Origin of the sequence: Methanomassiliicoccus sp. (assembly GCA_033485155.1) — an archaeon.
Classification (GTDB): domain Archaea; phylum Thermoplasmatota; class Thermoplasmata; order Methanomassiliicoccales; family Methanomassiliicoccaceae; genus UBA6.
The window spans coordinates 407998-425007 of the sequence record JAWQJJ010000001.1; the positions used below are offsets into that span (position 1 = coordinate 407998).

The following is a 17010-nucleotide window of genomic DNA, read 5'->3' on the forward strand; positions in this document are numbered from 1 at the left end:
GTCCTGTCCCAACCACCTCTCCCCGCCCCCGCGAGGACTGTGGAAAGTATAAGTGCCTCGGCCTATAAGTTCGATTTTAAGAATGGAGAGGAGTGCGGAACATGAGGGTCGCGATATTCACCGAGGACATGTACGAGGACGTCGAGTTTTGGTATCCCTACTACCGCCTCAAGGAGGCAGGGCACCACCCGGTAGTGATCGGTTCCGGTCGAAAGGAAGGCTTCGAGGGCAAGCACGGAGTGCCTAACAAGGCCGATATGTCGATCAAGGACGCCCGTTCTGCGGACTTCGACGCAGTGGTGGTCCCGGGAGGCTACGCTCCCGACAAGATGCGTCTGCACCCAGAGTTCGCGCAGCTCGTACGCCTGGTGCACGATGAGGGCAAACTGGTGGCATCGCTGTGCCACGGCCCGTGGATCCTAGCGTCGGCGGGCATCCTGAACGGGCGCAAGGTCACTTGCTGGCCATCCCTCAAGGACGACATGATGAACGCCGGGGCGCGGTACCAGGACCAGGCGGTCGTGGTCGACGGAAACATCATCACCTCGCGCATGCCCGACGACCTGCCCGTGTTCATGGCTGAGGTGGTCCGCTTCCTCGGGCCGGGTCAGGAAGCGAGGGGCGAGCGGATCACCACGGTCTCGGCAAGCGGCCGTTGACCGGGTGACAGGTTTAAGACATATCGGACCATTAATGCCCCGTCAACACGCCGCACGGGCGTCACATACATTGGTGATATGATGAGCAAGAGGTTCGGGTTCATTGGTGCCGGCAACATGGCCGAGGCGATGATGAAAGGTATGATATCTTCAGGCGTATGCACCCCCAGCGAGCTCATCGCCAGCGAGGTCGTTCCCGAGCGACGGGACTATGTGGCCCGCACTCTGGGGATATCGGTCACCGCCGATAACGTGGAGGTGGTCAGGGAGGCCAACACCATCGTGCTGGCAGTGAAGCCCAATATCGTCGCTCCGGTCCTCGACGAGCTGAAGCCAATGCTCGGGGCGGACCATCTGGTGATCTCAATCGCCGCGGGGGTCAAGATCTCGTTCATCGAGGCTCACCTCAACTGGGGAGTAAGGGTCATCCGGGTGATGCCCAACCAGCCCTGCCTGGTAGGGGCTTCAGCCTCTGCCTTTGCCTTGGGCAAGTCGGCTAAGAAGGAGGACAAGGACACCGTGCAGAAGATCCTCGACTCCGTAGGGGTCGCCTTCGCCATGGACGAGAAGCTGCTCGATGCCGTCACCGGCCTGAGCGGTAGCGGCCCGGCGTACATCTACCTAGTCATCGAGGCCCTGGCCGACGGCGGGGTGCTGGCCGGTCTGCCGCGGGACGTGGCCCAGACCCTGGCGGCCCAGACCGTGCTGGGTGCGGCCAAGACGGTGCTCGAGGTGAAGGGCCATCCGGCGCAGTTCAAGGACATGGTCACCTCGCCGGCGGGCACCACCATCGAGGGCATGCGGGTGCTGGAAGAGGCGGCAGTGCGCGGGGCGTTCATGGATGCGGTGGACGCCGCCACCAAGCGGTCCCAGGAGCTGGGTAAGAGCTAACCGGACCTCGGTCTCCGCCGGAACACCAGGGAGTACATCACTTTGGGGATGGAACGGAACACGCTGGGGGAATCCCATTCCAGGTCCCTCTTCTGGCAGATGGTCGATTCCATGAGATCATCGCCCCTCTGCTTTAACCTCGCCAAGGTGGCCTCCCTTTCATTTCGATCCTTCAGCTCCATGGCCAGGTCGACCTCGCCCATAAGCTGGCGGGCGTCCATGGACCTCGCCTCCCTTTCTTTCAGCTCTTCGGCGGTCATGAGGCCGACCTCGACCCGGACCTGATTGAGGAGATCCGCGGCGTCGTAGGACGCCTGAACGATCTGGTCCCTTGTGAGGTTGACGGTCTCGTACGACAGCACATCCCTCCAGTTGGGGTTCTCCAGCCGGGCCCGGTGCTCCTCCAGGGTGCGGGCAAACAGGCGGTAGCCGAACTTCCCGGGGTTCTCGAAGGCGAAGCTGCCAGGGTCCAGGAACGGAGCGAGGGGGGAGGTATATATCAGGAGACGGTGGTCGTTGCCGTTCTGAGCGTACAGCTTGCGAGTGTAGTTAGCGGACTCGATGGCCGAGGAAGGGGTCTGCTCGGGCAGGCCGATCATGAAGAACATATCGAACCGCTGGCAGTCGTTGGCCAGTGCGTTGCTTATGCTCTTCTCCATCGACGCGTTGTCGAACCGCCGCCCCAGGGCATTTCGGACCTTCTCCTCGTGGGAGTCCGGTGAGAACTGAATGGAGTAGCGGTCGAAGGTCTGCCGGGCCTCCTCGAAGTAGGAGGCGGGGGCGGGGGTGAACAGCTCCAGGACGACGTTGTCGTCCACGCCCAGCTCGCGGCACCGGCGGAAGAACCGCTCCGAATAACGGTCCCCGTTCTGCCTGACGTCACCGACAACAAAGACCGGGGCATCGATGAACGCTTGCACGTCGGCGATGTCCTGGGCCACGTTCTCCGGGCTGCGGAAGGCGGGCCGGGTCCGACCCAGCACTCTGCGCATAGCTCCGCAGCTGCCGCCGCAGACCGCGCAGCTCTGGTTGCATCCACGGACGGTGAACACCGCGGTCAGCGGGTAGCGGTCCCAGTCCTTGAACGGCTTGGCTCCCTCAAGGTCGCGGTGCCTGATCACCGACTTGATGATCCAGCCGTAGTCGATGTCCAAGTAGTCGAGGTCCTCCGGCACGCAGGTTAGGGGGTTCACGGTAACCTTGCCGTCCCTCTTCCAGGTCAGGTTGGGGACCGAGGACAGGTCCCCGCCCTTCTCCAGCGCAGCCATGAGATTGGCCAGGGGCTCTTCGACGGAGTCACCTCTTAGCACAAGGTCCACTTGAGGGTAGGTTATGAGCTCCTCGTGGAAATAGGAGGACGAGAACCCGCCGAACAGTACCTTGGACTCAGGGTGCAGCTTCTTGACGATATCGGCCACCGCCAGCGAGCCGTGGGCGTGGGGGAGCCAGTGGAGATCGATGCCGAAGACGTCCGCGCGCAGCTTGCCCAGCAGGGCCTCGACGTCCAGCCGGCGATCGTTCAGCATCATGCTGGCCAGATTGATGATGCGCACCCGGTAGCCTTCCTTGCTCAGCCGATTGGCCATGGTGGTGAAGCCGAAGGGGTACATCTCGAAGACCGGGGTCGACGGCACCAGATCGCTTACCGGGCCGTAGAAGATGGAGCGCTTCCTGAAATCGTAGACGCTGGGAGCATGTAAGAAGATGATGTCTTCCCGGTGCATGGGCTACCTCTGAACTAGATGGGCTAAGGTAGGTCGCTACAAATAGGTTGTTATTTCCCGAACCTGCGCTGCCGCAGCTGGTAGGAGCGGATGGCCCTCAGGAAATCGATCTTGCGGAAGCCAGGCCAGTAGACGTCGGTGAAGTATAGTTCGGCGTAGGCCAGCTGCCATAGCAGGAAGTTGGAGATGCGCTCCTCGCCTGAGGTCCGCAATATGAGGTCGGGGTCTGGGAAGTCCGCAGTGTATAGATAGTTGGAGAAGGTCCGTTCGTCGATATCGTCGACCTCCAGCTCCCCATCTTTGACCTTCTGGGCGATCTGCTTGATGGCCTGGATGATCTCCTGCCGCGAACCGTAGGCGGTGGCGATGTTGTAAAAATAGTTCGAGTATCCTGCGGTCTTCCTCTCGGCGTAGTCGATAGCCTCTTTGACGTTATCTGGCAGAAGGTCCTTCTGGCCCAGCACGGTGACCTTGATCTGGTAGCGGTGGACGCGCTCATCATCGCCCAGCCGGTAGAAGTTGTCCTCGAACAGCTTCATCAGGCTCTCCACCTCATCGAGGTCTCGCTTGAGGTTCTCGGTGGAGAACGCGTACACCGTAAGGACCTTCACTCCCAGCTCCATGCACCAATCCAGAAGCTCCTCCAGCTTGTCCTTCCCCTTGGCGTGACCCTCGGCTGTGGTAAGGCCGAACTCCTTGGCGAAGCGGCGGTTGCCGTCCATGATGACCGCCACGTGGTTAGGCATCTTACTCTCCCGGACCTCCTTCATCAGCCGCTTCTCGTAGGCGTTATATGCTGTGCTGGCAATGACTCTGGAGATCTCATCCTTGATCGCCTTGCCCTCCTCGTGCTCTTCGGACATGACCGTTCCGGCCTACCGCAATGCATCCTCGGGCAGTCCAGCCGCTTCCAACCCCAGGTCGAAGCAGCCGATCCCGGCCACCGCCCCGATGGTCCCCCGCTTACCGGTGACCTCGACCAGGCGCACGCCGTTGCGCTCGGCCACCCCTCGGGCCTCCTCGACCTTGAGGATCTCCCGCTTGGCCTTCCTGCCGTAGCTCACGACCTCCTCCGGGACCTTGAGGCCCTGGAAGACGGCGAGAGTGGTGTTCTCGCTCACAGTATGGTCCTTGATGAACTTGATGACTTCCTCGGTCAATGCCGGGACGTCCCCTTCCGCGACGGCAAATGAGACCCCTACCGCCACGCAGTTGGTGGTCTTCTCCGGCACATTGGGGTTGAGCTGCACGATCTTGTGCTCAAGGTAATGCCCCAGCTTTATCGCTCTGGCCATCTGGAGCATGAGAACCCACGATGCCCCCTTCTCCTTGGTGTCGGTGTCGTCTACGGAATAGATTACCCGGACCAGCTTAGGGGTGACCACGCTGACCTCGACCCGGTGGGCGCCTCCGATCTTGACATCATCGGGGTATACTGCCTCGATGGTCCCGGGCCCCTGAGGCATGCATGCCCCTATTCCAACGCTGGCTCCGGCCAGGCCGACCCAGGTGGTGATGACCCGGTCGCCCTCGACCCGCAGCGCCTTCAGACCCTGGCCTCCCACATCCTTTGACGCGGGGCCGAAGCTGACCTCCCGTTCGCCGATGATCGCATCCATGATCAGGGTGGTGCCCTCGACCCGAATGTCGGTGAGCGCTCCTCCCGCCCGCCGGCGGTTCGCCGCGTCCCATTCCACCGGGCCCTTGGCCATGCACTCTTCGATGATGGTAGCCACGCCGTTCCTCTCATCCACCAGGGTATAGATGCCCTTGCAGAACAATTTGCCGTACTTGCTGGTTATCTGGTCTGGCGTCAATACAACGGACATAGGGACACGCCCTCCAGCGGGTAACGCCTTTAATACTGATATCCATAAAAAGACTTTCCTTGAGGCCCCTTACCTCCAAGACCGGCGTGTCCGGCCTGGCCGTGGAGGTCACTCCAGGACGGCGACGTTCCTGGCCGGTAGGTCGCTGAGGTTGAGCAACATCGAACGTCCAGTGCGGTCATCACGGTAGATCATGAATCGACCCTTGACGCCCAGCACCTCGCCGCGATGAACTCCCTCGGTCCTCGCCGCTTGGGGTGGGGACCTCGGCATCGTCCGCAGCGGATAGGCGTCGAGGAACGTGAGCTCAGCCTCCACAGGCTGCCGCCAGCGGCCGATGCGATCGAGATAATGCTCATGCACATGCTGCATCGCCTCCTTCGAGGGCCGCCCGGTCCACGTCCTCGCCACCCTCGAGATCCTGATCTCCTGAGGGATCTTGAAACGACGGGATGTTTCTTTTTCTAGGGTCCGGGCCTCCCGACGGTCCCGGCACTCGAAGATCGGCCGCACCGCGTCCGCCCCCTGCTCGATGGCCCGCTCCCTCAGCCTCGAGGCGCTGGTCATGCCCACCTTGATAAGGTTGCCGAAGGAGGCGAGGTACACCAGATGCCTCCGGACGCAGAACTCGGGATGATCGCAACGGTCTCCGTTGCATTGTGGCTCGAAGACACAATCAAGCACCGGGATCCAGGGCGCAGCGCACGCTTGGCAGGTCTCGAACCGACCAACCCGCCGGTCGGCAGGACAGGGGCGGTAGCCATGCTCGTCGAACCGCCCCACGCACGTCCTCTCGCCCCCCACGGCGAGGGCAAGGCGGTCGAGGGGCAGCTCATCGACCTTGCGGGCCGCCCGATCATAAATGGTAAGATGCGGTTCAAAATCGTCCCAGTGGTAGGACAGGATGTGCTTGTCGAGCGGGAACGCCGCCTCCCCGCCCTGAACCGCGCGCTCAGGCATGCTTCAGAAGTGAGCGGGGAGCGTTATCATTCTTACGGTAGGGAGGCTCAATCGGTCTCCTCTTCTTCCACCACGAGCTCCTCCTCTTCGGCCTTCCGCAGGAAGTCTGCAGGGACCTCTCGGACCAGGAAGACGGTGCGGGCGGCCCTCTGGACCTCGACCCCCGAGGCGATGAGCGCCACGGTATCGATCTCCAGGATGATGGGCTCGTCGGTGCGTACCTGGCCGGCCTTGAGGGCATCGCCGTAGGTCTTGGAGAGGTGGACCATCTTGCGGTCGGACGGCTTCAGGCCGGTCTCCAGAATAATGTCTGCTTCTTCGGGAGTGGTCGGATAGAACAGCGCCTCGGGGATGTTGTCGGTCGGCAGCCTGAGGTCCAGGTTCAAGGAGTGACCGTAGGTCGCTCGGATCAAGTCGTTGCTCACCTGATACCGCCCCTTGGGGTCCGTCTCAATGAGCGCGATGATGTGGTGCGGCCTGAGCCAGTGATAGCGGGGGTTGTACCGCTTGATCGCGGCTATGAAATCCCGGATGGAGACGAAGCCTTGCTCGTCCATCTTCAGGTTGAACTTGTCAGGGAAGTGGCGGAGAGCTCCGGCCATGGTCCTTCCGATCCGCTCGAGCTCCTCGTCGCTCATCAGGAATCGGCCCTCCTCGCCGCAGACCGGGCACTTCTCGCCCCGGAAGTATCCGTGTTCGGTGCACTCTCTCAGCATCTGCATGGGGTATGAACGCGAATTCTTAATAGTTTTCCATGGGCAGTACGCCCCCGCGGCCACATACCCGGAAGATTAATCTTTTAGAATTATTATAAATGATATTGAAAATATATCGAAACCTATATAGGGGGCTTGCTACAAAGCAGGTATGATGTTGGGCACCGAGTTGTCGGGGGTAAGCTCCCCGGCTCGCAGCGTGGAGAGCGCCGCCGGGAGTGAAACGATTCTTCCTCCTCAGCTGCTGAGATGGATGTCGGTGGACAGGGGAGCCATGAATCGGTTCTTCCGGGGAGACCGCTCCACCGACCGTGACCGGTGCCCAGGTACCATGCCGGTGATGTTCCCGGCCGAGGTTCCCTACCTCCCCTCCGACACGGTGGCGGTGAGCATGGGTCCGCTGCCCCGCGAGGACATCATCGGGGAGTTTACCGATCTCTTCCGTGATGCCTGTCTTAAGAGGGATCCCGAGGTGATAATGGAGTCAGCTCTGTGGTTCTACTCCAACCCTCGCAACTTCGACCAGGCGGCGATGGGCGGTCTGTTGCCGCCGAGCGATGGAGCGCGGAGCGCCGCTAACGTTCAGGGCTCGGTGGTCATCATGGGAGGCCCCCCGGAGCTTAAGGGAAGGCAGATGGAGGGCACCATCGAGGTCCTGGGGCCGGGGGACGATCAATACGATTTCCTGCTCCAGGCCTGGAATCTATTCGTGGCCAGGAACGGCGGCGCGGCCAAGGGCGAAATGGACAGAGCATGTCTGTTTCGCATTGACTGATTACCAGCTACAGGCCCCGCCGCTTCAGCCCTAGTATTCGACCCCAGCGGCCCGGCAGGCCGCCATCACCGCGTTCTTCATCAGCATGATCCTGGTCATGGGACCGACGCCTGCTGGCACCGGAGTGATGGCCGAAGCCTTCTGGGCTACGGCGTCGAAGTCCACGTCGCCCACCCACCGGTAGCCGTTCTTGGCCGTGGGGTCCTCCACTCGGTTGGTGCCCACGTCAACGACCACCGCCCCTTCCTTGATCATGTCCGCTGTGATGAACTTCGGGGAACCAATGGCTGCGACGACGATGTCCCCGGTCCGCACGATGGCATCGAGGCCTTGAGTGCGCGAGTGGCAAACCGTGACCGTGGCGTTGGAGCCCTTCCTCTTCTGCATAAGTATGGCTGCCAGCGGCTTGCCCACGATATTGCTGCGGCCGACGATGACCACGTGCTTGCCGTCGGGGTCGTTCCCGGAGTGGACCAGCATCTCCTGGATGCCGTGCGGGGTGGCCGGCAGGAACACAGGGTTGCCGATCAGCATCCTCCCGACGTTGATGGGGTGGAAGCCATCGGCGTCCTTGGCCGGATCGATGCGCATGATGACCTTGTTCTCATCGATGTGCTTGGGAAGAGGCAGCTGCACGAGGAAGCCATGTATGGCCGGATCGGCGTTAAGTTCGTCGACCGTCTCCAGCACCTTCGCCTCCGGCGTGTCCGCCGGCAGAAGGATGGTACGGGAGTAGATCCCTAGTTCCTGGCATGATTTGGCCTTGTTGCGGACGTACTGCTGGGATGCCGGGTCTTCTCCTACCAGCACAACGGCGAGACCCGGGATGACCCCCCGCTCCTTGAGCTCTGCAATCTTTATCCTCAGCTCCTGCTTTATCTGCTCCGCGACCTCGGGACCGTGAATGACATTGGCAACCATCGGTGGGACCTCAGCACGGTAGGCACGGTGCGGTTCTTAATCTTGGCGTCGCCTCGCCGCAGGATCATGGTCCCACATGGCCACGAAAGCCTAGTGTCAGCCGCCGGGATCAGGTGGCCACGGGGTCCGGCTTTCTCATCAGGCGGGAGAGGAACGACCTCTTCGGTTGCTCCAGGCCGAACTTGCCCGCCCTTACCAGCGGTCCGGAGAGGTACAGCCAGCTCCCGTCCTCGGTCCGGCCATTATTCCCAAGGGCGGCCAAGACGTCGCTGTCCCTTCTGATCCCCGCGAGGCAGGCCTCGGCGACATTTCCGGGATAGTCCCTGGAGACCATGTCCGGTACGCTGCAGTAGCGTCGGTCGAGCACCGCGCCAATGGGAACCCCTATCTTGACCAGGAACCTGATCAAGCTCTCGTCGTCGCACACCTTAAGCTCTGCAGACTCTCCGGGCAGGGCCGGCCCCAGAAGGTACTCCTTTCCCACACGCTCTGGAGGGATCAGCTCGCCGCGGGGGCCGATGAGCGCCCTTGGAACCATCTCGAAGCCGACGGCCCTGCCTGCCTTATCCCGCACCTGCCTCACACCGAAGGCATCTGACCCCGATGCCACGAGATCGACATCCAGGTAGAACCCCTTGGTTCGCGTCGTCCCGTCGGGGCGGGCGTACTCCGCACCCAACGACCAGGATGTGGAGATGGCATACGCCCAGCAGACATCCGCGTTGAGTTCTCGAGCGAGCCGGGCGATGTCTGTATCCATCATGACGCTGCTGCTCTCAAAGAAGGTCCAACTATCAAGCTCCGTCACTAGGAAGGAGCGCCCCATCCCCTTCCTCTCCTTTTCCAGCTCCGATGCCTGCTGGAACAGCCGGCGTGCGTCCGCCCTCATGTGCCGGTGCGTGGCATCGGCCGAAAAGCCTAAGGACGCCAGCACCGTTCCCGCTACCCCCGCCCCGGTCCTCTTGACCGCAAGGAAACCCCAGTTGAACCCCAATCAACGCACCTTCCTTGAAATTAGATGTAATATATATTTCTATAAATATACTTTTACTCTTGAACATCTGTGCGCCGCCCCTATCCTTATAGATAATTGGAAAACATGCTTTCATCGGGGCCCTTGCCCTCTTAGAAGCTCTTACATCCCCCCGAACTGTATTTCTAACGCCTTTGCGTTCCCTCCTAGAATGAAGGCCGACATCGATATCGCTCAGGAGGCCGTCATGCAGCCCATCGAAGGCATCGCCGACACCATCGGCCTGTCCCGAGACGATCTGGAGCTGCACGGCCGGTATATGGCTAAGGTCCCTCTGGAGGTCCTCCGCCGCCTCGACGGCCGGAAGGACGGAAAGCTCGTCCTGGTCACCGCCATCACCGCCACCAAGGCCGGGGAAGGGAAGACGGTCACCTCCATCGGCCTGATGGAGGCTCTGGGGCACATCGGGGTCAAGGTCATGGGCGCCTTGCGGGAGCCGTCGATGGGGCCGGTGTTCGGCATCAAGGGGGGAGCCACCGGCGGAGGGATGGCTCAGGTCTATCCGATGTGGGACATCGATCTGCATTTCACCGGGGACATCCACGCGGTCACCTCGGCGCATAACCTTTTATCGGCCATGGTGGACAACCACATCGCCCACCGTAACGAGCTGGAGATCGACCCCACCCGGGTGGTGTGGAAGAAGGCCATGGACATGAACTGCCGGGAGCTGCGGGAGATCGTGGTGGGGCTAGGGGGACGGCAGGTGGGCGGGGTGCCGCACGAGAGCGGTTTTGTCATCACCGCGGCGTCGGAGATAAGTGCCATCCTGGCCTTGGCAACGTCGGTCGGGGACCTTCGGGCGCGGTTGGAGCGCATCGTGGTCGCATACAACATGAGAGGTGAACCGGTCCGCGCCGGTCAGCTCGACTGCGTGGGCGCGATGCTCGTCCTGCTGAAGGACGCCATCAAACCCAACCTGGTGCAGACCCTCGAGGGCCAGCCGGTCTTCGTCCATGGGTTCCCGTTCGCCAACATCGCCCACGGCAACAACAGCCTGTTGGCCACCCGGTACGCCCTGAAACTGGCCGACGTGGTGGTCACCGAGGGAGGCTTCGCTTCCGACCTGGGGGCGGAAAAGTTCTTCGACATCGTCTGCCGGGAGGGCGGGTTCAGGCCGGACTGCGCGGTCATCGTCGCCTCCATCCGGGCGCTGCAGATGCACGGCGGAGCGTGCCTCCAGGATGCCGTGGGGTGCGAGGGACCGGACCTCGCCTCGCTGCAGAGAGGCTTCTCCAACCTGGACAAGCATATCGAGAACGTTCGCAAGTATGGGGTGCCGGCGGTGGTGGCCCTCAACCGCTTCGGCACCGACACCGAAGAGGAGATCCTGGCGGTGCGGGAGCACTGCGCCCGGCTGGGGGTGCCCTGCGCCCTCTCCGAGGTCTTCACCCGGGGAGGGGAAGGCGGGAAGGAGCTGGCGGAGATGGTCATGGAGGTATTGGGCACCCAACGCAGCGACTTTAGGCCGCTCTATGCCACTGGCCTCAGCATCGAGGAGAAGATCCGGATCATCGCCACCGAGATCTATGGGGCCAAGGACGTACGGTACATCGGCACCGCCCTCCGCGACATCCGGGCCATCGAGCTGGCTGGCAACGACAAGCTGCCGGTGTGCATGGCCAAGACCCAGCTGTCCCTCACTGACGACCCCAAGCTCAAGGGCGCGCCCCGGGGGTGGACCCTTACGGTGAAGGAAGTCCTCCTCTCCGCCGGAGCCGGGTTCATTGTTCCGCTGTGTGGAGACATAATGCTCATCCCCGGCCTTCCGTCCGAGCCGGCGGCCAAGCGTATCGATTATACCGACGATGGTCGGTTCGTCGGCCTGAGCTGATCGCCGGTCACCCGGGTCAAGCGGTCGACGACCCATGTCCCCGCCTCTGCCAGGTCCTCGACGGGTAGAAAGAGAGGAGCGGTCGCATCGAAGAGCAGGGTGGCGGTCCCCGGGACCTCCTCGTCGCCCTCCCGAAGGAACAACGTCACCGGGAGGCGGGGTAACACCCAGAGGATAAACGCCGAATTTCCCGACCGTTCCGCCCCCATCTTGTCCAGCGCTTGTAAGAGCGGGGCGGGGTGTCGGCGATAGAGCTCTCCGAGCACGTCGTTCACCCTCGATTTGAACGCTGCATAATAGACTGCGCCCCCGTGCAGCTGGCGGAATGAAAGGAGGTTCCCCGAGGGTACCGTCCCGGAGGCTAGAACGAGATAGTGGAGGACCAGGATGGTCACGGCTTCGTCGACGTTCTCTCCCTCGATGCTCATCCTCCTTTCCTCCAGGCATATGACGCACCTTTGGTCCAGGAGGTCTAGCATGATCATCCCCTTCTCCACAGTTACTCCGGCATCGGCGGCCAGGGCGGAATGGTCCCGGCCTTCGAGCGTCGTCCATGCCGCTTCTAGCGCTGCCCGGAACGCGCCGGCCATGATCGCTCCTCACCGATCAGCGGCGTTCGAACGGAGGTACTCCGCCACGGTCACCAGCTCGATCCCTCGATCCATCGCTCCCTCCAGCACCCTCCTCACCTTGGCCAGCTCCCGCCCCATGCGGTTCGCTCCGCACTCCCCGTCCAGGGACTCGGCGATGTGCCAGCTGTGATCGGCGAGGACTAGCAGACCATCGTCGTGAAGAGACATGAGGTGGAGGTAATCGTCCGGTCCCCGGCGCCCCTCATGCATCGGCCAGAGGTAGGACTGAAGCCGTCGCCCGGTCGCATCCCGGCCCTGGGCCAGAGGAACCTCCAGGAGGGGGCTGGTCAGGCGGTACGGCCTCAATCCCGCCCCCACCTCGCCGAACCGCGTGGAATCGTACCGCAGGCCGCGCTGCATCAGCACTCTGGCCACCGTATCATCGATGTGCTGGTAGGGGCAGCGGAAGCCCTCCGGGCAGAAGCCGAAAGCTCCCTCGACCGCGGACAGGGAGCGGCCTACGATGGCGTCCAACCACTCTTCGGACAGCCGGACCCCGGTGCTTTCCCCGGTCAGATCCTCATGCTCGTAGCCGTGGGCCGCGACCTCGTGGCCCTGCATGAGGTTACGAAGCTTTAGCTCGCCGGAAAGGACCTCCGCGGCTCGGCCCTCCCAGAAGAAAGTGCCCCTGACGCCTAGGTCGTCCAGCATCTCAACCAGTGCCTGCAGCCCCTTCCTGGTGGAGGTGTAGCGGGTAACGGTGCTCCTCCGGCACAAACTCTCCACATTCCCCGCCCTGGCCTCATTGACGTCCCGGTCCACGTCCACCGTGAAGGCGGCATAGCGCATGCTGTAGCATGGACCCCGGAATAATTAACAGTTTCAGCATAGCGAAAACGCCAATATTAAATAGCCAAAATCGATGAGAATGGCCAGGCTGTGGGGTGTGGCGATGAATCAGGTCCTCATATTGGGCGGCGGCGCTTCCGGTCTTGCTGCCGCGGTCGAGCTGTCCCGCCGCGGTCTGCCCTCGACGGTGGTGGAGAGCGATCCCTCGCTGGGCGGAATGGCCTCCCAGCTATCATGTAAGGGCTCGCCGTCCTGCCAGCACTGTGACGCCTGCCATCCCTACGACCTGAGGAGGGAGGCCCTGCTCAACCCTCTGATCAATCTCATCACCGCCGCCGAGGTAGGGTACGTGGGCCGCAACCGGGAGGGGTTCCGGGCCACGATTAGAAGTCCCGAGGGCTGCGAGGACTATGACTTCCGAGGGGTCATCATCGCTGTTGGAGCCATGCCCTACGACCCCGGAAAGGACGCCCGCCTTAGATATCGGGAATGCCCCAACGTCCTGTCGTCCCTGGAGGTGGAGAGATCGCTGGCGGAAACCAATGCCCTCACCGTGCCCTCGACTGGCAGGGTCCCGGAGAGTATGGCGATCATACAGTGCGTGGGGTCCAGGGACGCCCAGCGGGGGATGCCATACTGCTCCAAGGCCTGCTGCAAGTACGCCTCCAAAATTGGACGGAGGCTCCGCCACCTGTACCCGGACCTGAGGCTCACCTTCTTCTTCATGGACTGGAGGCCGATGGACCGCTCCGAGCCGACGCCGGAGGAATGGGCTGCCGAAGATGAGCTGGTCCGGGCGGTACGCTCCCGGCCCTCGGAGATCTTGGAAGGCGATCGGCCGACGGTACGATATGCAACCCCGGCCGACAGCGTGGTCGAGGAGAGCTTTGACGTCGTCATGCTGTCCGTTGGCCTGGTCCCCCGGCCGGACACACCTCGTCTGGCCGTGGCGTTCGGGCTTGAGGTGGACGCGCAGGGCTACCTCCGCTCAGACCTCGAGGACGTCATCGTGGCCGGCACCTGCGGCGGGCCCAAGGACCTGAGGGAGAGCATGGAGGAGGGCACCACCGCGGGCGGGCGGATGGCCGCCCTGCTGGAGGCGAGGCCATGATGGCCCCCGTGGTCCTGGTGGTCGGATCCGGCGCATCGGCCCTGGAGGCGGTGCGGGAGGTCGTGCGCCAGGGCGGGATGGCCACGCTGGTCCGGGACGGTAGCATGCTCCGTCAATGCGCCCTGCGGACCCCCGGGGGGTTCGATGTGGTCGACGCAGAGCTTCTCGCCATCGATGGCTCTCCCGGCAGGTTCACGGCGAGGCTCAGCAGCGACGGCGAGGAGATGGTCTTGGAGTGTTCGGCCATCGTTCTGGCCCCCGAACGGGAAAGACGTCCGGCCGCTCCCGGCACGGCATCGCTGGAGGAGGTCGAGGACCGCAAGGTCTGCCGGGACCCGCGGAGCGTGGCCTTCGTTCTGTGGCCGGGGACGTCCCGCTCGGCCTTCATCCGTGCGGTCGCCGCGGCTAGGGGGCTGCGGGCCGGTCCGAGGAGGCCGCAGACCGTTGTGTTCGCTCCGGAGATGGCCGCCTACGGCGTCGACGAGCTGATCTATCGACAGGCTCAGGACGAGGGCGTGATCTTCGTCCGCTCCGACGAGCCGGAGGTGATCGCCGCCCCGCCCCTGGTCGTGGCGTTGGACCACATCACCGAGCAGATCATAGAGGTAAGGCCGGACCTCCTGGTGGTCGAAGAGCCTTCCACCCTAACGGGCGAGGTCAGGGTCCCGCCCGCCGGGTTCACCGTCCTCATGGGGCCGCCCAGCAGAGGGGTGGTCAGCACCATGCGGGAAGGCATCGCCACCCCTGGTCCGGAGGAGGAACGCTTGGACGGGGAAACGGTCACCGGGGCGAGGGCCGCCGCTACCCGCGCGCTTACCCTGGCAAAGTTCCCGCCGAACCGCCACCCGTGGGCGGCGATCGTCGACCGTGATAAGTGCGCGGCCTGCCTGACCTGCGCCCGGGTCTGCCCCTTCGGCGCCGCCCGCCCCGGAGAGGAGGGCAAGGCTACTATCGACGGGGCGCTGTGCCAGGCCTGCGGGATATGCGTGGGGGCCTGCCCCGGCCGGGCTCTGTCGCTGCCTAATTATGGCGGCGTCCCCGAGGTCGGGAACACGCTAATGGAGGCCCGCCAATGACTGAACCGATTATCGCCCTGTTCATCTGCAAGAACGCTCGGACCGCCCTCGCCAGCCCGTACGGCATGGAGCAGACCCCTCCGGGAGTGGAGGTCATCGAGCTGCCCTGCTCCGGCCGGGTGGACGAGGTAATGGTCCTCAAGGCCCTACGTCAGGGAGCCTGGGCGGCGATGGTGGTGGCCTGTCTGGACGGCAACTGCAAGTACCGCATCGGCAGCTACCAGGCCCGGAGGAGGGTAGACGAGGTCCGCTCCCTGCTGGCGCAGCTCGGTCTGGAGAAGGAGAGGGCCAGGTTCTTCAGTGTAGCCTCCAACCAGCACGCCTGGCTGGCGGAGGCGGTGCAGAGGACGAAGGAAGCGGCACGGGCATGGGGACCGATAAGGATACTGGAGGGTGACGGATGATCATCGCCGAGCGGAAGGACCTGGGACAGATAGTAGAGATGCTTGAAGGCAAAGAGAGGGTCCTGGTGGCGGGATGCCGCTCCTGCGTGTCGATCTGTCACGCCGGGGGGGAGAAGGAGGTCGCCACCCTGGCCGAGGTGCTGAGGCTCCAGGCGATGAACGAGGGCCGGGAGCTGGAGGTCACCGAAGCCACCGTAGAGCGGCAGTGCGAGAAGGAGTGGGTGAGGGAGATCGGACGCCAGGTAGCGGACAGCGATATCGTCCTCAGTCTAGCCTGCGGGGTCGGAGTGCAGGTCATGCAGGAGTTTTATCCTACGGTGATGACAGTGCCGGGCCTCAACACCTCCAACATGGGCGCTCCGGAGGAGCAGGGCATCTACATGGAAAAGTGCGGAGGATGCGGGGACTGCGTCCTCCACCTCACCGGCGGGGTGTGCCCGGTGGCGAGGTGCTCGAAGTCGCTGCTCAACGGCCCGTGCGGGGGCTCCCAGGACGGCCGGTGCGAGGTCAACCGGGACCTGCCATGTGGGTGGGACCAGATCTACCACAGCCTGGAGCGGCTCGGTCGGCTGGATCTGCTCGAGGTGAACATCCCTCCCAAGAATTGGATCCCATCCCGGTCAGGCGGGCCGCGCCGCATCGTCCGCGCGTCCATCGTGCAGGGGAACGAGGAGAAGAGGGCAGGGGGCGGAGCATGAGGTCCGGCAGCGATCTGGAATCGACTCTGGAGTGTGTTCGTGATACGGCGACCACCGAGATCGGTCCCCCGAAGTCGGCCGGGGCCGAGCACGTGCGAAAGAAGGCTAAGGCACTCAAGGGCTACGCCGATGCCTTCAACCTGACCGATAACCAAACCGCCATCGTCCGCCTGTCGAGCCTGGCTTCGTCGGTGGTGTGCCTGCAGGAAGGGGCGGAGCCGGTCATGCAGATGACCTGCCGCGACCGCAACCGCATCGCCATGCAGTCCGATCTGCTGGGCGCAGCGGCGCTGGGCGTCAGGAACGTGCTGTGCATCTCCGGCGACCATCAGACCTTCGGCAACCAGAAGGAGGCGAAGAACGTCTACGACATCGACCCTGTGCAGCAGCTGATGGTATTTCGCCAGATGCGCGACCTAGGACAGGTTTGGGGCGGTGATGTCCTGGAAGAGCGGCCCAGGGTGTTCCTGGGAGCGGCGGCCAATCCCTTCGCTGATCCCTTCGAATTCCGTGTGACTCGCCTGGCCAAGAAGATCAACGCCGGCGCTGACTTCATCCAGACGCAGGCGATCTTCGACCTCGACCGCTTCGAGAGGTTCATGGCCATGGTGAGGGAGCGGGGACTGGACCAGAAGGTCCACATCCTCGCCGGGGTCATCCCCCTCCGTTCGGCCAACGCCGCGAGGTACATGAAAACCAAGGTCTCGGGGATGAGCGTGCCGGACGAGATCGTGGACCGCATGAAGGGCGCCGCGGACCCTAAGAAGGAGGGCGTGAGGATATGCGTGGAGACGATCGAGAGACTGAAGGACATCCCCGGAGTTCATGGCGTCCACATAATGGCCATAGGATGGGAGGACATTGTACCGACCATCGTGCAGGAGTGCGGCCTCATGCTTCGGTCCTGAGCTGCCCCTCGTGCTAAATGCAACTGCTACGGTCGGAACGAGGGCGCCCT

General features: G+C 63.2%; 18 protein-coding genes. 9 read left to right on the forward strand and 9 right to left on the reverse strand.

Annotation, left to right across the window (positions count from 1 at the left end; genetic code table 11):
* The first annotated feature begins 101 nt into the window (after positions 1-101).
* Together SA339_02105 and proC are read left to right on the forward strand one after the other, a co-directional pair.
* On the forward strand, positions 102-659 hold the full coding sequence (locus tag SA339_02105; protein ID MDW5561991.1) for a type 1 glutamine amidotransferase domain-containing protein: 558 nt from the start codon (positions 102-104) through the stop codon (positions 657-659).
* An 81-nt stretch (positions 660-740) separates the two neighbouring features.
* A complete protein-coding gene (gene proC, locus SA339_02110) occupies positions 741-1550 on the forward strand; it encodes a pyrroline-5-carboxylate reductase (GenBank protein ID MDW5561992.1) in 810 nt (269 codons plus the stop codon).
* Here proC and SA339_02115 read toward each other — a convergent pair.
* The 5 genes from SA339_02115 to SA339_02135 form a co-directional block, all read right to left on the reverse strand.
* On the reverse strand, positions 1547-3274 hold the full coding sequence (locus SA339_02115) for a TIGR04190 family B12-binding domain/radical SAM domain protein (GenBank protein ID MDW5561993.1): 1728 nt from the start codon (positions 3272-3274) through the stop codon (positions 1547-1549). The genes proC and SA339_02115 overlap by 4 nt on opposite strands.
* Positions 3275-3324: 50 nt before the next feature.
* The gene (uppS, locus tag SA339_02120; GenBank protein ID MDW5561994.1) at positions 3325-4137 is read right to left on the reverse strand and encodes a polyprenyl diphosphate synthase; all 813 of its coding nucleotides are present in this window, start codon (positions 4135-4137) and stop codon (positions 3325-3327) included.
* Between the two features lie 12 nt (positions 4138-4149).
* On the reverse strand, positions 4150-5103 hold the full coding sequence (locus SA339_02125; protein MDW5561995.1) for a DUF1743 domain-containing protein: 954 nt from the start codon (positions 5101-5103) through the stop codon (positions 4150-4152).
* 108 nt (positions 5104-5211) lie between these two features.
* On the reverse strand, positions 5212-6063 hold the full coding sequence (locus tag SA339_02130) for a DUF2797 domain-containing protein (GenBank protein MDW5561996.1): 852 nt from the start codon (positions 6061-6063) through the stop codon (positions 5212-5214).
* Between the two features lie 47 nt (positions 6064-6110).
* A complete protein-coding gene (locus tag SA339_02135) occupies positions 6111-6785 on the reverse strand; it encodes an RNA 2'-phosphotransferase (protein MDW5561997.1) in 675 nt (224 codons plus the stop codon).
* 151 nt (positions 6786-6936) lie between these two features.
* On the opposite strand from SA339_02135, the gene SA339_02140 reads away from it, so the two are divergent.
* The gene (locus SA339_02140; protein ID MDW5561998.1) at positions 6937-7554 is read left to right on the forward strand and encodes a hypothetical protein; all 618 of its coding nucleotides are present in this window, start codon (positions 6937-6939) and stop codon (positions 7552-7554) included.
* Between the two features lie 30 nt (positions 7555-7584).
* Here SA339_02140 and SA339_02145 read toward each other — a convergent pair whose 3' ends face one another.
* Positions 7585-8475 (reverse strand): tetrahydrofolate dehydrogenase/cyclohydrolase catalytic domain-containing protein, encoded by an 891-nt coding sequence (locus SA339_02145; GenBank protein MDW5561999.1) that lies wholly within the window; start codon positions 8473-8475, stop codon positions 7585-7587.
* Positions 8476-8584: 109 nt separating this feature from the next.
* Positions 8585-9469: a hypothetical protein gene (locus tag SA339_02150; GenBank protein MDW5562000.1), complete on the reverse strand. Its 885-nt coding sequence runs from the start codon at positions 9467-9469 to the stop codon at positions 8585-8587.
* A 190-nt stretch (positions 9470-9659) separates the two neighbouring features.
* Here SA339_02150 and SA339_02155 point away from each other — a divergent pair, with 190 nt between their 5' ends.
* Complete coding sequence (locus SA339_02155) at positions 9660-11342, forward strand: formate--tetrahydrofolate ligase (GenBank protein ID MDW5562001.1); 1683 nt, start codon at positions 9660-9662, stop codon at positions 11340-11342.
* Here SA339_02155 and SA339_02160 read toward each other — a convergent pair.
* Both SA339_02160 and SA339_02165 read right to left on the reverse strand, forming a co-directional pair.
* The gene (locus tag SA339_02160; protein MDW5562002.1) at positions 11306-11932 is read right to left on the reverse strand and encodes a DUF3786 domain-containing protein; all 627 of its coding nucleotides are present in this window, start codon (positions 11930-11932) and stop codon (positions 11306-11308) included. The genes SA339_02155 and SA339_02160 overlap by 37 nt on opposite strands.
* A gap of 9 nt (positions 11933-11941) precedes the next feature.
* Positions 11942-12763, reverse strand: coding sequence for a polysaccharide deacetylase family protein (locus SA339_02165; protein MDW5562003.1), 822 nt, complete (start codon positions 12761-12763; stop codon positions 11942-11944).
* Positions 12764-12842: 79 nt separating this feature from the next.
* Between SA339_02165 and SA339_02170 the strand changes: the two genes are divergently transcribed.
* From SA339_02170 to SA339_02190, 5 genes are read left to right on the forward strand one after another with little or no spacing between them, the layout of a single operon-like run.
* On the forward strand, positions 12843-13874 hold the full coding sequence (locus tag SA339_02170; GenBank protein MDW5562004.1) for an NAD(P)-binding protein: 1032 nt from the start codon (positions 12843-12845) through the stop codon (positions 13872-13874).
* A complete protein-coding gene (locus SA339_02175) occupies positions 13871-14950 on the forward strand; it encodes a 4Fe-4S binding protein (GenBank protein ID MDW5562005.1) in 1080 nt (359 codons plus the stop codon). Before SA339_02170 ends, SA339_02175 begins: the two co-directional genes overlap by 4 nt.
* Positions 14947-15354: a hydrogenase iron-sulfur subunit gene (locus SA339_02180; protein ID MDW5562006.1), complete on the forward strand. Its 408-nt coding sequence runs from the start codon at positions 14947-14949 to the stop codon at positions 15352-15354. The genes SA339_02175 and SA339_02180 overlap by 4 nt, the downstream gene beginning before the upstream one ends.
* Positions 15351-16052 carry a methylenetetrahydrofolate reductase C-terminal domain-containing protein gene (locus SA339_02185; GenBank protein MDW5562007.1) on the forward strand — a complete coding sequence of 234 codons (702 nt, stop codon included), beginning with the start codon at positions 15351-15353 and terminating at the stop codon, positions 16050-16052. Before SA339_02180 ends, SA339_02185 begins: the two co-directional genes overlap by 4 nt.
* A complete protein-coding gene (locus tag SA339_02190; protein MDW5562008.1) occupies positions 16049-16960 on the forward strand; it encodes a methylenetetrahydrofolate reductase in 912 nt (303 codons plus the stop codon). The genes SA339_02185 and SA339_02190 overlap by 4 nt, the downstream gene beginning before the upstream one ends.
* Positions 16961-17010: the final 50 nt, after the last annotated feature.